General features: G+C 58.0%; 16 protein-coding genes and 1 pseudogene. 13 read left to right on the forward strand and 4 right to left on the reverse strand.

The annotated features are described in order from the left end of the window. Positions 1 to 16: 16 nt before the first annotated feature. The 4 genes from AYT24_RS04095 to AYT24_RS04110 form a co-directional block, all read right to left on the reverse strand. The gene (locus tag AYT24_RS04095) at positions 17 to 838 is read right to left on the reverse strand and encodes a hypothetical protein (RefSeq protein ID WP_164926949.1); all 822 of its coding nucleotides are present in this window, start codon (positions 836 to 838) and stop codon (positions 17 to 19) included. Positions 839 to 1,036: 198 nt separating this feature from the next. After that, positions 1,037 to 3,223, reverse strand: coding sequence for a polyphosphate kinase 1 (gene ppk1, locus AYT24_RS04100; RefSeq protein ID WP_226986865.1), 2,187 nt, complete (start codon positions 3,221 to 3,223; stop codon positions 1,037 to 1,039). Between the two features lie 161 nt (positions 3,224 to 3,384). Next, the gene (locus tag AYT24_RS04105) at positions 3,385 to 4,062 is read right to left on the reverse strand and encodes an HAD family hydrolase (protein WP_010932569.1); all 678 of its coding nucleotides are present in this window, start codon (positions 4,060 to 4,062) and stop codon (positions 3,385 to 3,387) included. 3 nt (positions 4,063 to 4,065) lie between these two features. Further along, the gene (locus AYT24_RS04110; RefSeq protein ID WP_010932570.1) at positions 4,066 to 4,725 is read right to left on the reverse strand and encodes a class I SAM-dependent methyltransferase; all 660 of its coding nucleotides are present in this window, start codon (positions 4,723 to 4,725) and stop codon (positions 4,066 to 4,068) included. 297 nt (positions 4,726 to 5,022) lie between these two features. Here AYT24_RS04110 and AYT24_RS04115 point away from each other — a divergent pair, with 297 nt between their 5' ends. From AYT24_RS04115 to AYT24_RS04175, 13 genes and pseudogenes are all read left to right on the forward strand, one after another. Beyond that, a complete protein-coding gene (locus AYT24_RS04115; RefSeq protein ID WP_226986866.1) occupies positions 5,023 to 5,538 on the forward strand; it encodes a lysophospholipid acyltransferase family protein in 516 nt (171 codons plus the stop codon). A 247-nt stretch (positions 5,539 to 5,785) separates the two neighbouring features. Continuing rightward, positions 5,786 to 6,883: a putative porin gene (locus tag AYT24_RS04120; RefSeq protein WP_164926950.1), complete on the forward strand. Its 1,098-nt coding sequence runs from the start codon at positions 5,786 to 5,788 to the stop codon at positions 6,881 to 6,883. Positions 6,884 to 7,228: 345 nt separating this feature from the next. Beyond that, complete coding sequence (locus tag AYT24_RS04125; RefSeq protein WP_010932575.1) at positions 7,229 to 8,041, forward strand: phosphate ABC transporter substrate-binding protein PstS; 813 nt, start codon at positions 7,229 to 7,231, stop codon at positions 8,039 to 8,041. Between the two features lie 50 nt (positions 8,042 to 8,091). Beyond that, the gene (locus tag AYT24_RS04130) at positions 8,092 to 8,853 is read left to right on the forward strand and encodes a PstS family phosphate ABC transporter substrate-binding protein (protein WP_010932576.1); all 762 of its coding nucleotides are present in this window, start codon (positions 8,092 to 8,094) and stop codon (positions 8,851 to 8,853) included. A gap of 177 nt (positions 8,854 to 9,030) precedes the next feature. Further along, positions 9,031 to 10,197 carry a PstC family ABC transporter permease gene (locus tag AYT24_RS04135; RefSeq protein ID WP_164926951.1) on the forward strand — a complete coding sequence of 389 codons (1,167 nt, stop codon included), beginning with the start codon at positions 9,031 to 9,033 and terminating at the stop codon, positions 10,195 to 10,197. A gap of 65 nt (positions 10,198 to 10,262) precedes the next feature. Then, entirely contained in the window at positions 10,263 to 11,609 is a 1,347-nt protein-coding gene (pstA, locus tag AYT24_RS04140; RefSeq protein WP_010932578.1) for a phosphate ABC transporter permease PstA, read from the forward strand. Between the two features lie 6 nt (positions 11,610 to 11,615). After that, positions 11,616 to 12,476: a phosphate ABC transporter ATP-binding protein PstB gene (gene pstB, locus AYT24_RS04145; RefSeq protein WP_010932579.1), complete on the forward strand. Its 861-nt coding sequence runs from the start codon at positions 11,616 to 11,618 to the stop codon at positions 12,474 to 12,476. Between the two features lie 16 nt (positions 12,477 to 12,492). Then, positions 12,493 to 13,179, forward strand: coding sequence for a phosphate signaling complex protein PhoU (gene phoU / locus AYT24_RS04150; RefSeq protein ID WP_010932580.1), 687 nt, complete (start codon positions 12,493 to 12,495; stop codon positions 13,177 to 13,179). A gap of 196 nt (positions 13,180 to 13,375) precedes the next feature. After that, positions 13,376 to 13,870, forward strand: a pseudogene (locus AYT24_RS04155) (DUF3124 domain-containing protein). Between the two features lie 192 nt (positions 13,871 to 14,062). Beyond that, positions 14,063 to 14,791 carry a transcriptional regulator gene (locus AYT24_RS04160; protein WP_010932583.1) on the forward strand — a complete coding sequence of 243 codons (729 nt, stop codon included), beginning with the start codon at positions 14,063 to 14,065 and terminating at the stop codon, positions 14,789 to 14,791. An 89-nt stretch (positions 14,792 to 14,880) separates the two neighbouring features. Continuing rightward, entirely contained in the window at positions 14,881 to 15,381 is a 501-nt protein-coding gene (locus AYT24_RS04165) for a hypothetical protein (protein ID WP_226986867.1), read from the forward strand. After that, on the forward strand, positions 15,378 to 18,581 hold the full coding sequence (locus tag AYT24_RS04170; protein ID WP_010932586.1) for a helicase-related protein: 3,204 nt from the start codon (positions 15,378 to 15,380) through the stop codon (positions 18,579 to 18,581). The genes AYT24_RS04165 and AYT24_RS04170 overlap by 4 nt, the downstream gene beginning before the upstream one ends. Further along, positions 18,578 to 19,336: a DUF4391 domain-containing protein gene (locus tag AYT24_RS04175; RefSeq protein ID WP_010932587.1), complete on the forward strand. Its 759-nt coding sequence runs from the start codon at positions 18,578 to 18,580 to the stop codon at positions 19,334 to 19,336. Before AYT24_RS04170 ends, AYT24_RS04175 begins: the two co-directional genes overlap by 4 nt. Position 19,337: the final 1 nt, after the last annotated feature.

The following is a 19,337-nucleotide window of genomic DNA, read 5'->3' on the forward strand; positions in this document are numbered from 1 at the left end:
TCTCGGTTTTGAGCGGTTATGAAGACAATGCTTCGAGTTGACTGCTATCAGTCTTCCGGCAGCAGCAGCGTACTGTTCCGCCATGGACGACCCTGATGCAGTTCCGGTCCGATTCCGGCCCTGTGACATCACAGGCGAGTATCGGATTGCCGGAACAGTCAAGCTCACCCTCGACCCGTTTTGGAAAGCGCTTGAGGTTCATGAGTCGGTTGCCGGAGCAGTTGAAGTTGCCCGAGACCTCAACCGGCCCGTGCGCGAGATTTTCCAGCAGGTTGTTTGCACAGGAGAAGTCGCCGTTGACGAACTCCGGAGCACCGTCAAGCGAAACGAGCAGGTTCGAGGAGCAGTCGAAACCGGCATGGACTTCGTCAGGCGCGCCCAGGAGCGAGCGCAAGCGGTTGCCGGAGCAGTTGAATGCGCCGGTTTCGATTGGGCCGCCATAGAGCGAAACAAGCTGGTTGTCGGAGCAGTCGAAGTACCCCTTTACTTTTTTTGGCGCACCCAGGAGCGAAATCAGGCGGTTTCCGGAGCAGAGGAAATCTCCTTTCACCTTCGATGGCCCGCCCTTCAGGCACGAGAGCTGGTTGGACGAACAGTTGAAATCGCCGTTGACTTTTTCCGGTCCTCCTTCGAGCGAGACGATTTCGTTGCCGGAGCAGTCGAAGCTGCCGGTGATCCGGGGCGCGCCTTCGAGGGTCGTCAACCGGTTTCCGGAGCAGTTGAATGAGCCTTCGACGATTTCAGGACACCCTTCAAGCGAGGTCAGTCCCCTGTTCGAGCAATCGATATCGCCCGTACCATCGAGCGTGCCCATAATATCTCTGAATGTGCGCATCATTGCGAAACGTTGATGATTCGATGCCGGTCACGGCCCTTTCGGGAGGGCATCGGATTGAACAGATTTTTCAGTATGTACGATAGACAACTTAGCTGATCGATGCCGGATATATCGTTCATTTGCAAAGTGTTAACGGAATCGTCACCAATCTGTTGCCGTTCCGGGGCCTTTTCAGGCCGTCCTTGAACCGTGACCGGATCAGTTCAGACCCAGGCGTCCCTTGATGCCGGTTGTTTTTTTCTTCTGCGTGCGGCGTTTCATGAAGCGCTCCTGACTGTTGACTTTCGGTGCGTCGTTGCGCACAAGGGTCCAATTGCCGTCCGGCCCGATTTTCCAGGCCTTGAGGTTGTCGCTAAGCTGGAGCTCGAGATCGTTTCTGACCCGCTCCACCAGTGAGGGGTCGAAAACCGGGAAGAGCGTTTCGACGCGGTCGTCGAGGTTGCGCGGCATGATGTCGGCGCTGCCGAGGTACAGCTCGGGCGAGCCTCCATTGGCGAAGTAGTAGGCGCGGCTGTGTTCGAGGTAGCGTCCGATGATGCTGATGACGCGAATATTCTCGCTGACGCCCGGAATACCCGGCTTGAGGCAGCAGATTCCTCTGACCACAAGGTCTATCTGCACTCCCGCACGTGATGCCCGGTAGAGTGCCTGGATGGTGGCCGGATCGACCAGCGAGTTCATCTTCATTATGATTCTGCCGCCGCTGCTTTTTCTTGCCAGGGCGATTTCGCGCTCGATCATCTCGATGATCCGCTTTCTCGTATTGATCGGCGAGACAAGCAGAAAGCGGTAGCCGGTGTACCGGAAGTAGCCGGTCAGCGCGTTGAACAGCTCCGAGACCTCTCCGGCGAGCAGTTCATCATCAGTAAAAAAGCTGTAGTCGGTGTAGAGCTTTCCGGTTGACGGGTTGTAGTTCCCTGTGCCGAGGTGCAGATAGCGCTTGAGTCCCTGCGGTTCACGGCGCACCACGAGTGTGAGTTTGGCGTGGGTTTTCAGGCCGGGCAAGCCGTAGATGACGTGCGCGCCGACATCTTCGAGCGCACGCGCCCACCCGATGTTGTTTTCTTCGTCGAATCTCGCCTTCAGTTCCACCAGCACCGCCACCTGCTTGCCCGATTCGGCGGCCTTCATCAGTGCCTTGACGATGGGGGAGTTGCTGCCGACCCGGTAGAGGGTCTGCTTGATGGAGAGTACATCGGGGTCGCTGGCCGCCCGGTCGATGAAATCGACCACCGGTTTGAACGAGTCGTAAGGATGGTAAAAGAGCAGGTCACCCGAACTGATGGCACTGAAAATGTCACCGTTTCGCTGCTCCTCGAACATGTTGAACGGGATGAACGGCTCGTCCTTCAGTGATGGCCGGTCGATGTCGAGCAGCTCCATCAGGCAGCTCATGCCGAGCGCACCGTCGATTTCGTAAACGTTTTTTTCCTCGATTTCGAGGTTGTTTATCAGCAACTGTCGCACAAAATCGGGCATTTCGGGACTGATGTCAAGCCGCACGACGTTGCCGTATCGCCTTGACCTGACACCTTTTTCGATGGTTTGTAGCAGGTCGCCCGCCTCGTCCTCCTCGATCTCGATGTCGGCGTTACGGATAATGCGGAACTGGTGCGACTGCACGATCTTCATCGTTGGGAACAGCAGGCCGAGGTTCTGCTGGATCAACTCCTCGATCCAGAGAAACCTCATACAGGAGGGATCGTTGCCCAGACCCTCGATGTCGTTGAGTTTCAATAGGCGCGGCAGCACGCTCGGCACCTTGACGCGGGCGAACTTCAGGTTGCCGTGCTCGACCTCGTCGAGTTCGATGGCCAGGTTCAGCGACAGGTTCGACATGAAGGGGAAAGGGTGGCCGGTATCGAACGCCAGCGGCGTGAGTACCGGGTAGATCTCCTTGCGGAACCAGGCGTTCAGCACCGCCTGCTCTTTTTCTGGCAGATCGGCGAAATGGACGAAGGTGATGCCTTCCGCGGCGAGCGCCGGCAGGATGTCGCCGTACAGACAGGTATTGCGCAGCTTGAGCTGCTCGATTACCTCCGCTCTGATTCGTTCGAGCTGCTCGGATGGGGTGAGGCCGTCGATGGTCTTTTTGCGGATACCGGCCTCGACCTGCTTTTCGATACCGGCCACGCGGATCATGAAAAATTCGTCGAGGTTGGAGCTGAAGATGGCAATGAATTTGACCCGTTCGATCAGCGGGTGCTGATCCTGGCGAATCGCTTCGTCGAGTACACGGCGGTTGAAGTGCAGCCAGCTCAGCTCACGATTGATGTAGAGCGACGGATCGCTCAAATCGGGCTTGTCACAGTGACCGTTGCCATTGAGTTGCTGATGCTCTGGCAGCAACGCCGCCTGAAGGTTTTCGGAATTGGCCGGGTTCATATCGTGCGAACTGGAGCTGGATGTCCGTCATTCTGAGGTATCCGGGTTGTTTCCGGCGTACTTGTTTTACTGTGTACTGGCGAAATTAGCGAATAGTTCCCGCCGGAAAGGTTACAAACGTGTCAACTCTCTTTTTTTCCGACGGTTAAGCGGTCAGATGCTCAGGCGGTGAGCAGCGGGATGATTTCGGTGGGGTGTGAAACGAGCTTCGCTGCGCCGGTGGCGAGCAATTCATCGCCGGGACGGTAGCCCCAGGTAACGCCGAGGGGGTACATTCCGGCGGCGTTGGCGGTTTTCATGTCCACGCCGCTGTCGCCAACGTAGAGGATCGAGGCTGGCTCGACGCCAAGTTCTTTAGCAACAAGCAGCGCGCCGGTCGGATCGGGCTTCGGCGCGATGCCTTCGCGGAAACCCATGATGACGTCGAATTTCCATGGCGCGAGCAGCTCTTCGGCGCACTGGCGGGTGAAACGGTCGGGTTTGTTGGAGAGAATCGCCTTTTTCAGCCCCAGCCGGTCGATGGCGTCGAGCAGTTCGACGACGCCGTCGTAGGGGCGGGAGCTGTCGTTCCAGTGCTCGGCGTATCGCGCCTGCAGCTTTTTGAGCAGCGGCTCGGTGATGGCTTCGTCGTGGGCGCTTTCCGGCAGCGCTTTGCGCACCAGCTCACGCATTCCGAAGCCGACCATCGCCCGGCACGCTTCGACCGGATGGGTTGGGTAGCCCTCCTCTTCGAGCACCGAGTTGAGGCTGTAGGAGATGTCCGCGAGCGTGTCGAGGAGCGTGCCGTCCATGTCGAACACCACGGCGGAGAATTTCTGGGTAACTGAATGATTCATCATGTGTTAAGCCTTTGGTTTGACTGCGGTGACGAGGAACACCGGATAGTTTTTCAGGTTGCCCTCGCGGTTTTTCTTTTCGATGATGTGCGCAGTCATGAAGGAGACCCCCGCAAATCCCGCCGATTCGAGGAGCGCTTGCAGCTCCGTGCGGTCGAAGCCGTGGTGCACCTTTTCGGTGGCGTCGTTGTGGAAAAGGCCGTCTTCGGCGTCGAGATCGGCGATGGCAAGCGCACCGCCAGGCGACATGTGGCCGATCAGCTCCCGGAGGAAGCTCGCGGTGTCGGGAATGTGGTGCAGGGTCATGCTGCTGTAAACGAAGTCGTAGTCGCGGTCAAGCCCGGCGGCCTCTTCGGGTCGGCTGAAGTCGAGGTGCAGCGGTGTGACGTTGGCGATGGCGCTTGCGGCGATCTTTTCGCCAAGCATCCGGAGCATTTCGCGCGAGCTGTCCACGGCGGTCAGCTGAAGGCAGTGCGGCGCGATGCGGGTCGTTACGAGGCCCGTTCCGCAGCCGAATTCGAGTGCATTCGCGGGCTTGCCCACCGGCATATGCGCGATGATCGCGCGGGCGACCGCATCGGCAAGCGCCGCGCGAATGGCGTTGGCATCCCACTCGGCAGCTTTGTTATCGAAGCGCCCGGTATCGGTCCAGTTCTGTTCGCTCATCGTTGTTCAGCGGTTATGCGGTTCATCGGAAATCGGCAGCAGTAGCTGACCGCGCACAATATAAGGCTCACCAATCAAGAGTAAAAACCGGAAGAGCGGCCATTCGAGTCGCCTCATCATGCGGCCCGCAGAAGTTGCCAAATCGTTGCCACCCCTCCACAAACGCCCAACAATCCACAGTTAATTTTGAACGTCGGCAGATGAGTCTGTCTCATTCAAATTCCATACGGCATAGAGGTCCTATAAGAATTTTCCATGAACCGATTCCTCGAACTTCTGCGCAGGCCTTTGCCGCACTTGAGTACACGGGATGCTGTGCTGCTCAGGTTGCTTATGGTACCAAACCTGTTGCTTGTCGAGGTCGAGGAGGCCGAAGAGCTTCGGAAAACCGGTTCGTCGCCCTGCATCTATGCATTCAACCACAACAATGCTTTCGAATCGCTGTTCGTGCCGGCACTGCTCATCTGGCTGCTTGGCAGCTGGCGCGTCAGTTTCGTGATCGACTGGATGTTTGGTCAGCTGCCTGTTGTCGGCTGGCTGATGCAGCGGATCGAACCGGTTTACGTGTGGCACAAGCGCTCGACCGTGCCTTTTCTCGAACGCCGCCGTGTGAAAGCGGCCTCGTCGTCGAGCCGCGACGAGTGCATCCGGCGGCTTGATGCGGGCGCGAGCATCGGCATTTTCCCCGAAGGTACGCGCAACGCCGATCCATTTCGCCTGCTCAAGGCGAAGCCAGGCATTGGCTACATCGCGCTCGAATCGGTGGCTTTGCCATTCCGAACGGAGGTGGCCACATTGGCGGGTTTCTCGTAACCTCTGTTAAAATAGGGGTTTCTGACGGCACTTTACAAAAAAAAAGTGATCGTGGTTAGTTGTTGATTCTTATGTAGTTAAATAGTTATTCAGCAATTTAATTTAGCATCCTCTTTCCTGTTTTGTAACAATTTCTTAACAATTATAATCGTAAGTTTATGCCCGAAAAAGGACGACCGTGCGGTCTTCCATGTTCATGCAGTCTCGACACAACACAAAACAGCACAACACACAAAAGAGATCAATCATGAAAAAAACTCTTTTTCTTTTAGGACTTGCAACCGCCATGGGTTTCAACAACGCTCAGGCCGTTGACTGGAACTGGAATGGCGATATCCGCTTCCGTTACGATTCAAGCAAGACGGAACTCGCATCTTCTCCAGATAAGCCGGCTGACGATCGCTATCGCCTTCGCGCACGCTTTGGCGTCAGCCCGACCATCAACGATGAACTCTCTGCCGGCCTGCGCCTTGCAACCGGTGACGGCAAGAACCCAACCTCCACCAACCAGACCCTCGGCAAAGATTTCGCCGACAAGGCTATCTGGCTCGACGAGGCATACATCAACTACCATCCGAAGGCTCTCGAGGGCAAAGTGAATGTGCTGCTCGGCAAGCGCGACATTGCCAAGACCTTCAACGTGGTGAAGGATCTGGTCTGGGACAGCGACGTTACGATTGAAGGTGCGACGTTGCAGTATGGCAAGGACGTGTCGGGCAAGCAGAAGAGCGGCCCGAGCCTCATCGCCGGTTACTATACCCTTGAGAATTATGCCACTGCTTCTGATCCATGTATTTTTGCCGTTCAGGGCGCCTACATGGGTACTGTTTCGGGTGCTGATTTCAACCTCGGCGCCAGCTACTTCGATTATGTCCACATGAAGAATGTGGCTTGGTGGAATTCTCCAAATGGTCCTGCTAATGACGGCAAGGACTTCAGAATCCTCGAAGTTTTTGGCACCCTTGGCGGCAAGCTTGGCGGTTCGCTGCCTGCCACGCTGTACGCGCAGTACGCACACAACACGGCCCTCAACAGTGACAACAATGCTGTGCTCGCTGGCCTGAAGCTTGGCAGCGACAAAAAACCTGGCGGCTGGACGCTCGATGGCGGCTACTTCTACATCGAAAAGTACGCCGTTACTCCGCTGACCGATGGCGACCGTCCGATGAGCAGCAAATACTCTACCGACATCAAAGGACTCAAGATCGGCGCCACCTATCAGCTCGTTCAGAACATGACGCTTGGCGCGACCTACTTCCACGTCAATCCGGTCGATAGCAGCCTCACCGGTTCTACAAGCGATCACAAGAACCTGGTTCAGGCTGATGTTGCCGTGAACTTCTGATGCTGAACTGCTGTTCTTTTTGTGTGATGTTCTTTCTCCGTTGGGTGAGTGTGTGGTGCTCATCCGGATTGCTGCAAAGCCGCCCCGACTTGTCGAGGCGGCTTTTTTACGGCCCTCCACTCTCGGCATGGTTGAGCCGATTTCCGCTTGACGCCCGTTTCGGCCAACGCGCCGGAAGAGCTTCGCGAGGCTGTGGATCTGCGCGGTTGTTTGCACTATCTTTGCATTTCCGCAATGATTTCTCAATAAAGTCCGCCGTAGATTGAGTCCGTATTCAAGAGGGTCTCGGCCAAGTGTTGTTTCAAAACCATTCAATCAAAAAAATCAAAAAAGGAAGAATTCATTATGAACCTGTTTAAGAAAATCATTTTTGGTGCCGCCGTTATGGGCCTCATGGCTGCCGGTGATGCTTCGGCTGCCGGTAAAATCGTCATCGATGGTTCGACCACCGTCGGCCCGATCGCCAAGGCTTTTGCCGCCTACTTCCACAAGAAGACCGGTATCGATGTTACCGTCAGCGAGTCCGGTTCCGGCAACGGCGCCAAGAGCCTTATCAACAAAACCTGCGACATCGCCGATATGTCTCGCCCGATGGAGCCGAAAGAAATCGCAGCCGCCAAGGCTAATGGCGTCAACCCTGTCGAGCACGTCGTCGCTCTCGACGGTCTCTCCATGATCGTGCATCCCTCCAACCCGGTTGCGAAACTGACCACCGCTCAGATTCACGACATCTACCTCGGCAAGATCACCAACTGGAAGCAGGTTGGCGGCCCGAACGCTCAGATCGTATTCGTTCAGCGCGAGTCCAACAGCGGCACCCAGGAGTGCTTCGAGAAGCTCGTCATGAAGGACGACAAGATCGCTCCCGCCGCCGAGACGGCGGCCAGCAACGGCGCGGTCAAGAGCCGGGTTGCCTCGACTCCGAATGCGATCGGCTTCGTAGGCCTCGGTTTTGTTGACAAGAGCGTCAAGCCGCTGATCGTCAACGGCGTCAAGCCGAGCATCGCTACCGTCAGGAATGGTTCCTACGTGCTGCATCGCCCGCTCTTCATGTACACCAACGGACAGCCGAAGGGTGACGTCGCCAAGTTCATCAATCTGCCGAAGACTCCGGATGGCAAGCGCATGATTAGCGAGCTTGGTTTCGTTAACAAGTAAGTTGCCTGTTTTTCCCGTCAGGTAGTGACGGTTCGCAACAGTACAGGAGGGTGATCCGACACCGAGGGCGGTTCACCCTCCTTTTTTATTCCCTGAGGGGAAATACCCCGCTGCTTGCGGCGAGGTTCTTTCTTTTTATCAAGAAATATGGCGTTACCGTTTCGGTCAGCGAATCGGGAAGCGGTAATGGCGCCAAGAGCCTTATCAATGGCGAATGCGATATTGCCGATATGTCGCGCCCGATGAAGCCAATGGAAATCGAGGCGGCCCGGCGCAAGGGCGTCAATCCTGTGCAGCACATCATCGCGCTCGATGGCATCGCGGTTGTCGTGCATCCGGCCAACCCGACGCGAGCACTGACAAAGGCGCAGCTGGCGTCGATCTATCTTGGCCGTGTTACCAACTGGAAGCAGGTTGGCGGCCCGAACGCCCGCATCGTGGTCATTCAGCGCGAGTCCAACAGTGGTACGCAGTCTTCATTCGAGGAGATGGCACTTGGCAAGGGGATGAGAGTTGTGCGCACCGCCGAGACGGCGGCCAGCAACGGCGCGGTCAAGAGCCGGGTTGCCTCAACTCCGAATGCGATTGGGTTCGTTGGCCTCGGGTATGTGGATCGTTCCGTCAAGCCGCTGAAGATCGATGGCGTCTTGCCGAACGTGGCCGCCGTGAAGAGCCGCGCCTATCCTCTGGCCCGCCCGCTGTTCATGTACTCCAAGGGAGCCGCGACTGGCATGGTTGCTAGGTTCCTGGCCCTGCCGTCCACTCCCGATGGCCGGAAAATCATCAGTGAGCTTGGCTTTGTAAACAAATAATCTATGCCCGGCCGGTATTGTTGCAAATATGTAACAATACCGGCTTTTTTTCTTGTGCGGCAGAAGATACCTTTGACTCGTCAAGAATGCTCGATCAGACACCGTGAGCGGGCTGCCACGCATGACCGAAAACATGTTGTATCGGTGAAGCGTGTTTCCAAAATTAACCGTGCCGTTATGAGTGCAGAGGTAGTGAGGGGAAGCGCGCATCGCAGCGGCGACTTTGTCGTCAGCGCCAGCAAGCGCAAAATGCAGAAAGTGGCGAAAGTTGGCGGGGAGGGGGTACTGCTTGTCCTGGCCTCATTCGTGGCGATTGTCGTGCTCTTCATCTTTTATTTCGTCGCCTCCGACGCTATTCCCTATTTCAAGCTCCGTGGTTTCAGCGAATTCTTTACCAGCACCAGCTGGTATCCGGCAAACGATCCGCCGCAGTTTGGCGCGCTGGCCATCATTTATGGCAGCGTTATGGTCACACTCGGTTCGACCCTTCTGGCCGTGCCGATGGGCGTGGCGGCGGCGATCTGCCTGAGTGACATTCTCCCGTTTTCGGTTCGTCAGTACGCCAAGCCGGTTATCGAAATGCTTTCGGCCATCCCTTCGGTTGCCTACGGTTTCTTTGCTCTCGTCATTCTCGCCCCGCTGCTTCAGGCAAATGGCGGGCCGATACTGATGTGGGCCTGGCTACTTCTCGCTTCTCCGTTTTTGCTTCTCGCCGTCATCGTGGCCGCCGATCTTCTGAGCGCGAAAATCGATAACGACAAACAGCGGCATCTGGTCTCCAAAGTGCTCTACGTCGTCATGGGCGGCGCGTCGATGCTGCTGCTGTACGTCGTGGCGGGTACGCTTGACCGTATGGAGATCCTCACCGGCACCAACGCCCTGAACGTGTCGATCATTCTGAGCTTCATGGCCCTTCCGACCATTGTCAGCGTCTCCGAAGATTCGCTCCAGGCTGTTGGCCGCGATCTCCGCGAGGGGAGCTACGCGCTTGGCGCGACCCGGGCCGAGACCATCGTCAAAACCGTGCTGCCCGCAGCCAGCAGTGGCATTCTGGCCGCCGTCATTCTCGGCGTGATGCGCGCCCTGGGCGAGACGATGGTGGTCTGGATGGCTTCGGGCAACTCCTCGAACATGCCGTCCCCCTGGTACAACTATCTCGCGCCGATCCGCACGCTTACGGCCACGATCGCCGGTGACATGGGCGAGGCCGACCAGGTCACCGGTTCGGCCCGCTACCACGTGCTTTTTGCGATGGGTTTGCTGCTGCTGGTTGTCAGCTTCGTCAGCAACCTCATCAGCGAACGAATCGTCGCGCGACAGCGCAGGGTGCTCGCGGGGCAGTGAGCCTCACGAGCCGACGTTGCCGGTATCGATAACTGTTATTTATTTTGTCAATCAAATAGCGACTCATGAACCTCGGAACACGAAAAATACTGGACCGTTCATTCACGGCGGTAGGTATAGGTTCCATCATCGTCATGGCCATGGCGCTACTGGTGGTCATTGTCCCGATTATCTGGAATGGCTCGGGCGCGATTTTCTTCAAGGGGACGATCGAGCACCGGAAGCTGCTCTATAACCACTTCCACCGGGGCGACAAGGCCGAACTCGACCGCGAGATCGCCTCGACCGACAAGTACAGGCAGAAGGTTTACAAAATGGTAGCTGACTTCCAGAAAGAGCTCGACGCCATGCCGCCGGAAAAAAGCGCCGACTTGAGCACCGAGTTCGAGGATGTCAAGACCTCGTTGCGGGCGCTTCTCGGGCCGCTGCCCGGCGATGACGAGCCGGTGCTTACCAGGTTCAAGTACGGACAGACCCGATGGGACAAGGCCGAGGATAAGCTTCACGATCTGCTCTACGTCACCAAGTGGGACAGCTCTAATCCCAACGAAATGGCCAAACAGTACTTTGCCGACAGGGCACCCGATTTCAACGGAACGGCTCTTTATCCGCTGTTCGGCTATGTCAAGGAGAACCTTCGCAACATGCTGCTGCCGAAGTTTACCTTTTACTGGGGTTTTATTACCGACAGCTCCATCGACTCGCATATTTTCGGCGGTATCTGGCCCGAAATCAAGGGCACCTTTTTTCTTGCCGTAGGCGCGATGCTTTTTGCCTTTCCGCTTGGCATCGTCGCCGCGGTTTACTTCACGGAGTACGCCAATGAGGGCTGGTTCACCAGTATGCTGCGCAGCGCCAACAATACGCTGGCCGGTGTGCCGAGCATCGTGTTCGGTCTGTTCGGTCTGGCCTTTTTCATCAATACGCTCCATGTTTCACACTCAAAAAGTGTGCTGGCCGGTTCGCTGACGCTGGCCATCATGATTCTGCCGACCATTATCCGCGCTGCTGAAGAGGCAATTCTTGCCGTGCCGAAGACCTATAAGGAGGCGTCGCTGAGCCTCGGATCGACCAAATGGAACACGATCATGACCGTTATTCTTCCGGCAGCGCTGCCCGGTATTCTGACCGGCGGCGTCATCAGCCTCGGTAGGGCGGCGGGCGAGACCGCGCCCATCATCTTTACGGCTGCGGTGAGCGTCGGGGCGGCGGTCGGACTTGGCGACGTGCTGAACACGCCAACGCCGGCCCTTTCCTGGAATATCTACAATCTTGTAAGCGAGCATGAAATGGCGAGCCAGATCAGATATGTACAGTATGGAATGGTGCTTGCGCTGATCTCCATCGTGCTTTTTCTGAATCTGTCGGCCATCATGTGGCGGGCCAGAATCTCAAAAAAACTTAAAGGTTAAGGAACAATGCAGATGACAGCAGAAGAAAAGCAAACTTCCGCGAAGATTCCGGCCGAGCGTTCAACATGCGACATTTATATTCCGCCGGAGAGAAAAGCCATAGCGGGCGGGGGCAAGCCACATGTTGTTGCAAGGGATTTTTCCATCTATTACGGTGAGTTCGAGGCTGTAAAAAAAGTCAATGCCGAAATTCTCTCCAAATATGTGACGGCCATTATCGGACCGAGCGGCTGCGGTAAAAGCACCTTCCTTCGCGCGATCAACCGGATGAACGACCTGATTCCGAACTGCCACACCACTGGTGCGCTGATGTTTGATGGCGAGGATATTTATGGCAAGTTCACCGACGAGGTGCTTCTGCGCAAGAAAATCGGCATGGTGTTTCAGAAGCCTAACCCGTTTCCGAAATCGATTTTCGACAATATTGCATACGGCCCGAAACTGCACGGCATCAAGGACAAGAAAAAGCTCTCGGAAATCGTAGAGAAAAGCCTTCGCAAGGCAGCGCTCTGGGATGAGGTGAGCGATCGGCTCGATAAGAACGCACTCGGCCTCAGCGGCGGACAGCAGCAGCGCTTGTGCGTCGCCAGGGCGCTTGCCGTGGAGCCGGAAATTCTGCTGCTTGATGAGCCGACCTCGGCGCTCGACCCGAAGGCAACCGCCAAGATCGAAGACCTTATCCAAGAACTTCGCGGCAGTTACACCATCATGATCGTGACACACAACATGCAGCAGGCGTCGAGGGTATCGGATTACACCATGTTCTTTTATGAAGGCGTACTCGTCGAACATGCGCCCACAACGCAGTTGTTCACCAGGCCCAAAGACAGTATGACCGAAGATTATATAACCGGAAGATTCAGCTAACGTAAACGTTTACCCCATGTCGGAAAGACCTGTTCACGAGTATATCAAGGAGTTATCGGAAGCCCTTGTCCAGCTTTCTGACAAGGTGTTGCAGAATTTCAACGAAGCGCTCTATGCCGTTACTCACAAGGATGTGCAGAGCGCAAGGAAGATCAGGATCGTTGACGACGAGATCGACCAGACCGAGGTGAAGCTTGAAGAGCGGTGCCTGGCGTTTCTTGCCCTTCAGCAGCCGGTTGCCCGCGACTTGCGCACGATGGTGACGATCATCAAGATCAACGACGACCTCGAGCGTATCGGTGACCTTGCCGTGCACATCATCGAGCGTATGCCAGCGCTTGGCCATGAGGTTATGGAGCGCTACCAGTTTGAAAAGATGGGTAACCTGTCGGCCACCATGGTCAGAAAAGCGATCGAAGCTTTCGTGACCAGAGACCGTTTGCTCGCCGACAACGTGTGTGCGATGGATGAGGATGTCGATGCCATGCACCGCATGATTTTCAAAAAGGTTGCTGATGCCATGAAGGCGTGTAACACCGACACCGAGCAGTTGCTCGCCGTCCTGAGTGTGTCGCGCTACATCGAACGCATGGCCGACCACGCCACCCGGATCGCCCGCGAGGTGATCTACCTGGTTACCGGCGAAATCGTCCGCCACAGCGACGACACCTTCGAAAAACTGATCCAGTCGCTCAAGGACTGAGCAATTTTAGATAAGCCGCTGATGCAGCGGTGCAGAAGAGATGAATCCCACCATCGGGCAGGGCGGTTCCGGTGGCGGGATTTTTTCATTTTGGTTGTGCTTGAATGCTGATTTGCGCACTCTCAGCCGGAAATGCTACCTTGAACTCGCAGCTTTTGCTGAATGTGCGAATTTGACACGTTAGCCACGATCCGCCATGAAACTTGTCCACAGATTCCCGGTTTTCAAATCCATTCTTGCCGCCTTTGCGCTGCTCGTCGTGCAGTTGAGGGCAGCGGTTGCCGAGCCGTTGTCGTTCTCGACGGGGCAGACGGTCTCTGTGCCGTCGTATTCGCATATTTTTGTCGGCAACCGCCTGAAAACCTTTGACCTGACCACATCGCTGGCGATCCGGAATTCCGATCCCGAAACGCCGATCACCGTCACGCGAGTTGACTATTTCGACGCTTCGGGGCGCTTTGTGCGCGCCATGATGAAAACACCGCTCGTCATCCGCCCCGTTTCGACGCTCGTCTATGTGATCGACGAATCCGACAAAACCGGCGGCGTCGGGGCGAGTTTCCTCGTTTCGTAGAGGTCGTCCAAAAAAGCCGCACCGCCCATCGTCGAAAGCGTGATGATCGGCACGGGAATGCAGCAGGGCATCTCGTTCACCTCGCGCGGACAGGTGGTGCGGGAAACGCAGCCGTGATAGCGTTTGATTCAGGGGATGAGGGCATTTTTCAGCCGGATTGAGCGCGTATTTCGCTTTGGTTTTCATCTTGCTTTTTTAAATCTTCGGCTTGTCTTAACTCTTCCGGTACGTTAAATTACGGCCTGTTTAAACCGCCTGGGTAAATCGACGTACGGCGGCCTCACCAACTTCTCCAACGAGCTTTATATTATGGCACTGTTTGGTAAGAAATCCTCCGATTCATCGAAATCCGTCGCTGTTCCAAAAGCGTTCACCATCCAGATTGATCCGTCAAAATTCAATCTTGCCACAAAGCCCTCGGGACCGGTGCACGAGCAGCTCGAAACGCTCAAGCAGAAGCTCACCAAGCTCTCCTCGAACGTCGAGAACAACCTGATGCTCGTCATCCGCGCTTCGACAAAGAAGGACAAGGCGCTGGCCTCTTCGGCATTCGAGTTCGACGAGCGCTACATTCAGAAAGGCAAGTTCGAGGTCGAGTACCTGACCCTTGCTTACCTGAACTTTCAGCAGCTTGACGAGGCCGACCGTAAAACTGTGGCCCACGCTCGCATGATTCTCAAGGAGCTTGAAAGGATCGCCCAGTTCTGCCTCAACATCGCCGACAAGACTGAATACATCCAGCTCGCCAACATTCAGGTTCTGCACAAGGATGAATATGATCTGAAACTAATGGGCGACGACACCGCCGAGATGATCAAGAAAGCTGTTGAGGCCTTTGTCAGCGGCAACTCGAAACACGCCACCGAGACGCTCGACATGATGAAAAAGATCGACGATCTTTACCAGAAAGCGGTTGCCAAGCTCAAGGCCGAGGTCAACGACTCGAACATCATCAACTCCACCGGCATTCTCTCCGTCGTGGAGCACGTTCACACCTGTGCTGAAATCTCCTGCGCGATCGCCCGGCACTTCTGCTGAGTCAAAGCATTGAAAACTTTCAGAAGGCGGGCAAGTCCCGCCTTCTTTAAGCTCATGCTCAACAGGAATTGAAAAAACAAGTGCTCTTTATGCCAACGATAAGAGCACTGTCAAATAGCTATCGTTTCTTTTTTTCAGGCGACGCTTCTGATAAAGACATCGAGGCGCTGCTTTCCAGATTACGTGCATTCAAGGAAAAGGAGTTTGCCCTGAAAAACCAGATCGCCGAAAATCCGCTGGACAACCTGTTTCACGAAACCGGGCGGGCGTTCTCTGCTGACAAGATTTTCGACGAGGAAGAGCGCATCAACCTGAAACCGGCAACCGGCGAAGCCATCGTTAAAGAGCTGGAGAAATACAACCTTTCAGACACCAGTGAAGACCTGAAAGGTGTGGCTTTCGAGCCATTCCCTGGCCGAACCTTTCGGGGCGAGATTGGCCGGTTTTTTACCCCTCGCACCATTGTCAGGCACACCCAGGCTGGGCCGTGCGGCGAGCAGCGCAGAGGACACACAAGGAGATCGCCAGTTCATGGCCTCGCACAAAGACTTCGTATTGATCTTGCTTCGACCGAGGTGTCAGCTCCATGAAGCTCGTCCGCAACACAGGTAGCGACCGCGTCGCCGATCTGATCCACCCGGCAGTCCTTGATGGCCGCCAGCTCGACGCGGTGACGCCGGGACTCTCCATCTTCGCCTGGGCTCAGTTGTTGCGCGGTCTCCGCCGCGCTGAGCGATGCCGAATGGTGCTGCCCGCTGACCTATCGATGATGCCGCTCCTCGGCTCGGCCACAGACCGCTCAGYACGGAACCAGCTACAGTCACGCTGGCTCGCGGGCGGCATGCGCGACTGGATTGTCGAAAAGGCGGACATCCGGCTCGCGCGTTTCGGCGTCCCGCAGGGTGCGCTCGTGATCCGCAATGCGGAGGCTCAGCCGGTGCAGGCACTCCTCGGTTCATTCGCGCTGACCACCGACGGCCTCGGCCTGACACCGGGCAACCCGCTCAGCCTGATCCAGGCCTCCGAGACCCCGGAAGAAGCCCTCCGGTTGAGCCAGTGGTTCGATGGGCAGTGGGCGAGCCTGCCCGACGATCCCGGCGCGAAGGCCGCGGTTATCGAAGCGCTCAATCAGATCGCGCGCCACCGGGATCCGCACCTCACCTACGCGCTCATCCTGCACAATTTGTTCGCGAGTCTTGGCGACGAGCTCGACGAAGAGCGGATCGTCAAGTCGGCGACCGGCATCCGAAACACCGTCGTTTGGAAAAAGCTCTACAAGTTTCAGCGCGATGGCGTTGTCGGTGCCATCGACAAGCTCAACCGCTTCGGCGGCTGCATCATCGCCGACAGCGTGGGACTCGGCAAGACGTTCGAGGCGCTGGCCATCATCAAGTACCACGAGCTGCGCAACGACCGGGTGCTGGTGCTCTGCCCAAAGCGCCTCCGCGACAACTGGACGCTCTACAAGGCCAACGACCGCCGCAATGTCCTGGCGTCCGACCGGTTCAACTACGACGTCCTCAACCACACCGACCTGTCGCGTGACGGTGGTTCGTCGGGCGACATTGACCTCGCCCACGTGAACTGGGGCAACTATGACCTTGTCGTCATCGACGAGTCGCACAACTTCCGCAATAAGAAGACGCCGCAGGCGGGCGGCGAGACACGCTACGACCGGCTGATGCGCAAGATCATCCGCGAGGGGGTCAAGACGCGCGTGCTGATGCTTTCTGCCACGCCGGTCAACAACCGCCTGGCCGACCTGCGCAACCAGATCGCCTTCGCCACCGAGGGCGACGACACGGCGCTCAGCGATCACGGCATCGGCAGCATCGACATCACCACGCGGCTGGCGCAGAAGCAGTTCAACCGCTGGCTGGATCTCGACGAGTCCGAGCGCACGCCGTCGCGGCTGATTGAGATGCTGGGCTTCGACTACTTCACGCTGCTCGACCTGCTCACCATCGCCCGCTCACGCCGCCACATCGAGAAGTACTACGGCACCGCGGAAACCGGCCGCTTTCCGGAGCGGCTTAGGCCCATCAACATCAAGGCAGACGTGGACCGCGCCGGCGCGTTTCCCGCCATCGCCCAGATCAACCTCGAAATCCGCCGCCTGCACCTCGCCTCCTACGCCCCCCTGCGCTACGTGCTGCCCCACAAAAAGGAGGCCTACAACCGGAAGTACAGCACGCAGGTGAAGGGTGGCACCGGTTTCTTCTGGCAGGAGGACCGCGAGGAGAGCCTGATCCACCTGCTGCGCGTCAACGTGCTCAAGCGGATGGAAAGCGCCGTGCCCTCCTTCGCGCTCACCGTGCAGCGCCAGCTTCGCGACGTAGAGGCGACGCTCGCGCGCATCGAAGCGCAGGCCGAGGACCTGGAAGAGATCGACCTGTCGATCGACGACCTCGACCTCGACGACCCCGCTTTCGAGAGTCTGGTCGTGGGCCGCAAGGTCAAGGTGCTGCTCAAGGACGTAGACCTCATCCGCTGGAAGCAGGACCTGATCGAGGACCGCAACCGGCTGGCCACGCTTGTTTCCGCCGCACGCGAGATCACACCGGAGCGCGATGACAAACTGGCCAAGCTGCGCGAGGTGATCGAAGACAAGTGCCGCCACCCGATCAACCCGGGCAACCGCAAGGTGATCGTCTTCACCGCCTTCGCCGACACCGCCCGCTACCTCTACGAGCAGCTCGCCTCCTGGGCCAAGACGACGCTTAGGCTCGACTCGGCGCTGGTTACCGGCGCGGGTAGCAACCAGACCACGCTTCTGGGGCTGCGCAAGGACCTGGTGTCGATCCTTACGGCCTTCGCGCCCCGCGCCAAGGAGCGCCCCGAGGAGCTTGCCGGCGAAGGTGAACTTGACCTGCTCATCGCCACCGACTGCATCTCCGAGGGCCAGAACCTGCAGGACTGCGACTGGCTCATCAACTACGACATCCACTGGAACCCGGTGCGCATCATCCAGCGCTTCGGCCGCATCGACCGCCTGGGCTCGCCGAACCAGCGCATCCAGCTCGTCAACTTCTGGCCCAACATGGAGCTGGAGGAGTACATCAACCTGGAGCAGCGCGTCAGCGGCCGCATGGTGCTGCTCGACATCTCCGCCACCGGCGAGGAGAACCTGATTGAGCAGCAATCCGGCAACCCGATGAACGACCTCGAGTACCGGCGCAAGCAGTTGCTCAAGCTGCAGGACGCGGTCATCGACCTGGAGGACCTGTCCACCGGCGTCTCCATCGCTGACCTCACGCTCACCGATTTCCGCATCGATCTCGCCGAGTACCTGCGCGCACACCCCGGCGTGCTCGAAGCGCTGCCGCTGGGCACCATGGCCATCACCACGACCGCGGACGCCGAGATTCCGCCGGGGATTGTCTTCTGCCTGCGGGCCGAGGACGCGGCCGCCGCGCGGGTGTTCGAACCGGGCTACCCGCTGGCGCCCCACTACCTCGTGCATGTGGGCGACGACGGCACCGTGCTGCTTCCGTTCACGCAGGCCAAGCAGATCCTCGATCGGCTCAAGCGCCTGTGCGTCGGTCGCGACCTGCCCGACGCTGCGGCCTGCGCCCGCTTCGACAAGGCCACCAAGCAGGGCGAGGAGATGCGCCACGCGCAGCGCCTGCTCGCCGCCGCGGTGGCCTCGGTGGTGGGCAAGACGGAGGAACGCGCTGTCGCCAGCCTCTTCACGCCGGGCGGCACGCACGCGCTGGCCGGTGAGTTCGCGGGGATCAACGACTTTGAGGTCGTGGCCTTTTTGGTTATCCTGCCGGAGGTATCCGCATGAACGCCGCCGAGGTCATCGCCGCGCTCGAACTGCCGCCCGGCGCGAGGGTGGACCGCCGCATACCCAAGACGCTGCTGGTGGAGCGCGGCGCGCGAACGGCCACGGACAAGCGGCGCATCAATGAGGGCGTCGAGGAGGTGCAGTGGGTGGCGACGCTCAAACCCTCCACCATCGGCGTGCCGGCGTTCCGCGACGAGGTGCGCGAGTACCTGGAGATCAACGTGTTGAGCGCGACGCTGCGTGGGGGCGCCAAGGCAGCGCGTTTCGCCGAGCTGATCCATCGCGCCGTGCCCTATCCGGTGTTCCTGCTCATGGCCGAGGGCACGCGCCTCACGCTCTCGCTGGCGCACACGCGCTGGTCGCAGGGCGAGGCGGGCGCCACGGTACTCGATGGCGAACCGATAGCCGTTGCAGTCACGGAGGCAGAGACCGAGGGGTTGCCGTCGTCGTTTCGCCAGGCGCTCTCGCTGGCTCGCCAGCCGCGCGCCGACCTCTACCAGCTCTATCAGGGCTGGATCGACACCCTGCTGGCGCTCAAGGCAGCCGAGGTGACGGGCCGGTTCGCGGTGCCAACGTCGGCGGACCAGGCGGCCGCCCGACGCGAGGCGCTGCGCGAATGCGCCCGGCTGGACGCCGAGATCGCCCGCTTGCGCAAGGCCGCAGCGAAGGAGCGGCAGGTGCCGCGGCAGGTGGAACTGAACCTGGAACTCAAGCGCGCCGAGGCCGCCCGCGCCGCCGCGCTCACACGACTATGAA

The sequence above is a fragment of the Chlorobaculum tepidum TLS genome (assembly GCF_000006985.1).
Classification (GTDB): Bacteria; Bacteroidota; Chlorobiia; order Chlorobiales; family Chlorobiaceae; genus Chlorobaculum; species Chlorobaculum tepidum.